Consider the following 4,568-nt stretch of genomic DNA (forward strand, 5'->3'; position numbering starts at 1 on the left):
TTTTGCCGTAGCGCGGGAGCGTTCGGGCCTGCATCTGTCGCTGCCGGACCTGCGCTGCGACCTGTTCCGATCGCCCGCTTGCGCGGGAGATCAGCCTCGATTGTTCTGATGTGTATCAGGCTGTTATGTGGCGTTGTTGATGTGTTGGATTAACGACGCCCGCGCCGTTCCCGCTTGGGTGCATTGGCATCATCGCCGGTCCCGTCCGAGGCGGAGGAAAAGCCGCCAAGTGCCGCCGAGATCTGCTCCAGCGTTGGGCGCGGTCCTTTCGGGCGTTCCTCCAGCGCCTTGCGCATCGCGGTCAGGTGCACCGGCATGGTGCCACAGCAACCGCCAATAATGCGCACACCGGCGTCACGCGCAAGCACGGCATATTCCGCCATCAGGTCGGGCGTGCCGTCATAATGGATATGGCCGTCATGGTATTTGGGGATCCCGGCGTTGCCCTTGGCGATCAGCGGACGTTCCGACCCTTGGGCGGCGAAGCCCAAAACCGTGCGCATCAGATCAGATGCGCCAACGCCGCAATTGGCCCCGAAGGCAAGCGGCGGGTTGGACAGCTTTTCCACCATATCAACCATTGCGGCCGAGGTGACGCCCATCATCGTGCGCCCTGCGGTGTCAAAACTCATCGTGCCACACCAGGGCATTCCGGCCAGTCGCGCGGCCTCGGCCGCTGCCTTGTATTCTTCCGGCGCGGAAATGGTTTCGACCCAAAGCACATCAACCCCGCCAGCCTTCAGCCCCTCGGCCTGCTCGTGAAACATTTCCACCGCCAGCGCATGGGTCAGAGTGCCCATCGGAACAAAAATATCGCCTGTCGGCCCAACCGAGCCTGCAACCACCACCGGGCGACCTGCGGCATCTGCCACGTCGCGCGCAATCTCTGCGCCAATGCGATTAAGATCATGCACGCGGGCTTGCGCTTTGTGCAGTTTCAGGCGGCTGGCGTTGCCGCCAAAGGTGTTGGTCAGGAAAATATCGGACCCCGCGTCGACAGCCCCTTTGTAAAGCTGGCGGATGTTTTCGGGCTTGTCGATATTCCAGAACTCCGGCGGCTCCCCCGATTCCAGTCCCATGTTGAAAAGATTGGTGCCGGTCGCACCATCGGCCAGCAGCCAGTCACGGGTTTCAAGCAGCTTCGAGAGTGCGTTCGTGGTTTCGGCATTGGTCATGTCATGGCCTTTTCGGGACGTGGTAATCCGTATGTCATCGGGCGGGAGTTGCGATTCTCTCCCAACCGCCACGCAAGGCTGTGGGGAGCCAAATCCTTTTCAGCTGCGTGCGATTGTTCAACACATCGGAGGTCGGGCCGCAAGGGGCGTACCCGCTGACGGCGCCGCTGCTCAGAATTCGCTCATCAACTGAGCCTTGGCAACGGCGAGCGTTGTGGCCAACTTGGTGCGGATCTCATCCGCGCTGACCCGGCCTGTCAGATCGGCGGCGAGTTTGCGCACGACATCCTCATTCCCGGCTTCTTCGAAATCGGCGGCAACCACCGTCATCGCGTATTCGGTTGCATCGTCGCCGGTCTTGCCCAGAATCTCTGCGGCCCAGAGGCCAACGAGTTTGTTGCACCGCGCCTCGGCGCGAAACTGCATTTCGGCGTCATGGGCGAATTTGGCCTCAAAGGCAGTGGCGCGCTCGTCGAATGTTGACATGGAAGACCCTTCCTTCTGGTTCAGCTTGGTTCTGATATGCCCTTCATGGGCGTTTGCCGCAAGGGGGCTGTGCCGTCGATATCGCCGCCTTGCGACCGGCGCCGGGTTCCACTATAGCGCGTGGGGTATGCAAAACGGTGGCAGAATGCCGCCCGCGCAGCCAATCTGGCTGTCTGGACAATCGGGGACTTCATGGCGCGTCGCAAGAAGGTTTATGAAGGCAAGGCGAAGATCCTGTATGAAGGACCGGAACCTGGCACCCTGATCCAGTATTTCAAGGATGACGGCGCGCTCGATGCCTCGCCCCCGCAGGCGACGGTCGAGGGCAAAGGTGTGCTGAACAACCGGTTGTCAGAGTTTTTCATGACAGGTCTGAACAGCATCGGCGTTCCGACCCATTTCATCAAACGTCTGAACATGCGCGAACAGATGGTCCGTATGGCCGAGATTCTGCCGCTCGAAATCGTGGTGCGCAACTATGCAGCCGGCGGTTTGTCCGAGCGTTTGGGGATTGCTGTTGGCACCCCTTTGCCGCGTCCGATTGTCGAATATTACGTCAAGGATGAGAAGCTGGGCAACCCGATGGTGGCGGAGGAACATATCGTCGCCTTCGGCTGGGGCAATCAGCAGGATCTGGATGATATCGTGGCGCTGGCGCTGCGGGTGAATGACTTTTTGACCGGGGTGATGTTGGGTGTCGGTGTGCGGCTGGCGGATTTCCGTCTGGAAATCGGCCGCGTCTGGGAAGGTGATTTCATGCGCCTGATCGTTGCGGATGAAATCAGCCCCGACAGTTGCCGCCTTTGGGATATTCGCGGACTTGACCTGTCGGAACGCGATGACCAGTTGCGCGACCCGGTGCCATTGGCGGATGTCTACACCGAACTCGCGCGGCGTCTGGGGGTTCTGCCTTCCAATGTTACGCATACGCCGAAGCCGACCCTTATCAACTGAAAGGCGCTGATGATGAAAGCTCGTGTGCATGTCATGCTGAAAGACGGGGTTCTGGACCCGCAAGGCGAAGCGGTGCGTCACGCCCTCGGGACTTTGGGTTTCGTAGGTGTGCAAGGCGTGCGGCAGGGCAAAGTGATTGAGCTGGACCTTGCGGGCGACGATGTTGAGGCCGCAAAAGCGCAGGTCAAGGCGATGTGCGACAAGCTGCTGGCGAATACGGTGATCGAGAAATACTCGGTTGAGATTGTCTAGCTGGTCGTAAAGGTTTGCTGGACGACCCGAAGAAGTTGTCGGTGCAGTTTTGAGATGCGGTGGCGCAAATGGGTTGCGGCATGGACGGGCTGTCGGATGACGGGCGCGTCTGTGACGGCCTGGAAGTGACCGCTGGCAATCATATCCGCAGCCATCACGTCCAGCACATAGGCCGAGCCACCGAGTTTGGCCAGCAGCCCTGCGATCGTGGCACTTTGGCCTGCGGCGATGGGGGTTTCTTGCAGTTCCGGCAGGGCGATGCGGTGGTGGGCATCAAAGGCGGGTGCAAAGCTTGCGCGTATGTAAGTTTCCCGTCGAAGGCCTGCGCGATTGTCGGTTTCGGATGAAATCAGCCGATAACGGGTTTCGCCCAATGAGGTGAAATTCAAATCGGGCGAGGGGTAGGGCGTGTAAAGCACCGCGAAATCCGACGCACCGGAGGTCAGATCACGGCACATCTGGGCCGAGAAATCCGGTTCGATATAGAAGGCGCAATCGGGCAGATGTTTGCGAAACCCATGCATCCAGTCTCCGAGGTGGTTCTGGGCAAGATCGCTTTGGATGCCCAGCCGGATATTGATCACCGCTTCGCCAGTCGGGGTTACGGAATGGCGCGCCTCTGCCCAAGCGTGGCGCAGGGTTCGGGCGTGGGGTTCAAACTTCAGCCCTTCGGTGGTCAGCTCCGTCCCCGCCCGCGACCGGGTGAACAGCCGCACCCCGAGTGAGGATTCGAGCGACGACACCCGGCCCGATATGGTCGATTGCGTCAGCCCCTGGCGTTCGGCAGTCCGATTGAAGCTGCGGGTTTCGACAAGATCGAGGAAGGTTTCAATGAGGTCGGGTTGCATCGCGCCTCCTGATCGGAATTTCCGATTGATAAGGCCGAAACCTCCGAATTGAAAGAGTTTGGTTTCGGGAGGATAGTTTTTTGTGAGGGTTCTGCCGGTGGCGGGTGTCGGATGCCTGCGGCGCGGATATTTTTGAACAGATGAGGGGGGCAGCTATGGCGGATTTTCCGACATCGGCGCGGGTGGTGATTATTGGCGGCGGTGCGGTTGGGGCATCTTGTCTGTATCATTTGGCTAGGGCGGGTTGGAGCGATTGCCTGTTGCTGGAAAAGAACGAATTGACGGCGGGTTCGACCTGGCACGCGGCGGGGAATGTGCCGACATTTTCGGCGTCATGGTCGATCATGAATATGCAGCGGTACTCGGCGCAGCTTTATCGCGGGTTGGGGGCCGAGGTTGACTATCCGATGAATTACCACGTCACCGGATCGGTTCGCCTTGGTCATACGGCGGCGCGGATGGATGAGTTTCGGCGTGTTGTCGGCATGGGGCGCTATCAGGGGATGGATTTGGACATCCTGGCGCCGGACGAGATCAAGGCGCGCTATCCATTTCTGGAGACGCAGGGCTTGGCGGGTGCTTTGTATGATCCCTATGATGGCGATATTGACCCGGCGCAATTGACGCAGGCACTGGCCAAAGGTGCGCGCAACATGGGCGCGCGGGTGGAGCGGTTTTGTCCGGTGACCGCCGTGCGGCGAGACGGTGATGAGTGGGTTATTGTTACTGAAAAGGGTGAGGTGCGCTGCGAATATGTGGTGAATGCGGCCGGTTATTATGCGCGTGAGGTCGGGCGCATGTTTGGCCGCGAAGTGCCGATGATGGTGATGAGCCATCAATATATGCTGTTTGA

Annotated in this window: 6 protein-coding genes; 3 read left to right on the forward strand and 3 right to left on the reverse strand. The window is 59.7% G+C overall.

The genetic code is table 11. The features are described from left to right. Positions 1-149: 149 nt before the first annotated feature. Both bmt and L0H65_RS15045 read right to left on the reverse strand, forming a co-directional pair. Complete coding sequence (gene bmt, locus L0H65_RS15040) at positions 150-1,175, reverse strand: betaine--homocysteine S-methyltransferase (protein WP_301459858.1); 1,026 nt, start codon at positions 1,173-1,175, stop codon at positions 150-152. Positions 1,176-1,346: 171 nt separating this feature from the next. Beyond that, positions 1,347-1,661: a DUF1476 domain-containing protein gene (locus L0H65_RS15045; protein ID WP_301459859.1), complete on the reverse strand. Its 315-nt coding sequence runs from the start codon at positions 1,659-1,661 to the stop codon at positions 1,347-1,349. A gap of 192 nt (positions 1,662-1,853) precedes the next feature. Here L0H65_RS15045 and L0H65_RS15050 point away from each other — a divergent pair, with 192 nt between their 5' ends. Both L0H65_RS15050 and purS read left to right on the forward strand, forming a co-directional pair. Further along, a complete protein-coding gene (locus L0H65_RS15050; protein ID WP_301459860.1) occupies positions 1,854-2,615 on the forward strand; it encodes a phosphoribosylaminoimidazolesuccinocarboxamide synthase in 762 nt (253 codons plus the stop codon). A gap of 12 nt (positions 2,616-2,627) precedes the next feature. Further along, complete coding sequence (purS, locus tag L0H65_RS15055) at positions 2,628-2,867, forward strand: phosphoribosylformylglycinamidine synthase subunit PurS (RefSeq protein ID WP_301459861.1); 240 nt, start codon at positions 2,628-2,630, stop codon at positions 2,865-2,867. Here purS and L0H65_RS15060 read toward each other — a convergent pair. Then, on the reverse strand, positions 2,864-3,715 hold the full coding sequence (locus L0H65_RS15060) for a LysR family transcriptional regulator (protein WP_301459862.1): 852 nt from the start codon (positions 3,713-3,715) through the stop codon (positions 2,864-2,866). The genes purS and L0H65_RS15060 overlap by 4 nt on opposite strands. A gap of 155 nt (positions 3,716-3,870) precedes the next feature. On the opposite strand from L0H65_RS15060, the gene L0H65_RS15065 reads away from it, so the two are divergent. After that, positions 3,871-4,568, forward strand: a 698-nt coding sequence (locus tag L0H65_RS15065; protein ID WP_301459863.1) for an FAD-binding oxidoreductase, incomplete at its 3' end; no start/stop codon positions are given.

It is taken from the genome of Pseudorhodobacter sp., assembly GCF_030452865.1.
Taxonomy (GTDB): domain Bacteria; phylum Pseudomonadota; class Alphaproteobacteria; order Rhodobacterales; family Rhodobacteraceae; genus Pseudorhodobacter.

Excerpts from the sequence above, each read along its gene's own strand:
- bmt (WP_301459858.1), bottom strand. The coding sequence starts at position 1,175 with ATGACCAATGCCGAAACCACGAACGCACTCTCGAAGCTGCTTGAAACC.
- L0H65_RS15045 (WP_301459859.1), bottom strand. The coding sequence starts at position 1,661 with ATGTCAACATTCGACGAGCGCGCCACTGCCTTTGAGGCCAAATTCGCC.
- L0H65_RS15050 (WP_301459860.1), top strand. The coding sequence starts at position 1,854 with ATGGCGCGTCGCAAGAAGGTTTATGAAGGCAAGGCGAAGATCCTGTAT.
- purS (WP_301459861.1), top strand. The coding sequence starts at position 2,628 with ATGAAAGCTCGTGTGCATGTCATGCTGAAAGACGGGGTTCTGGACCCG.
- L0H65_RS15060 (WP_301459862.1), bottom strand. The coding sequence starts at position 3,715 with ATGCAACCCGACCTCATTGAAACCTTCCTCGATCTTGTCGAAACCCGC.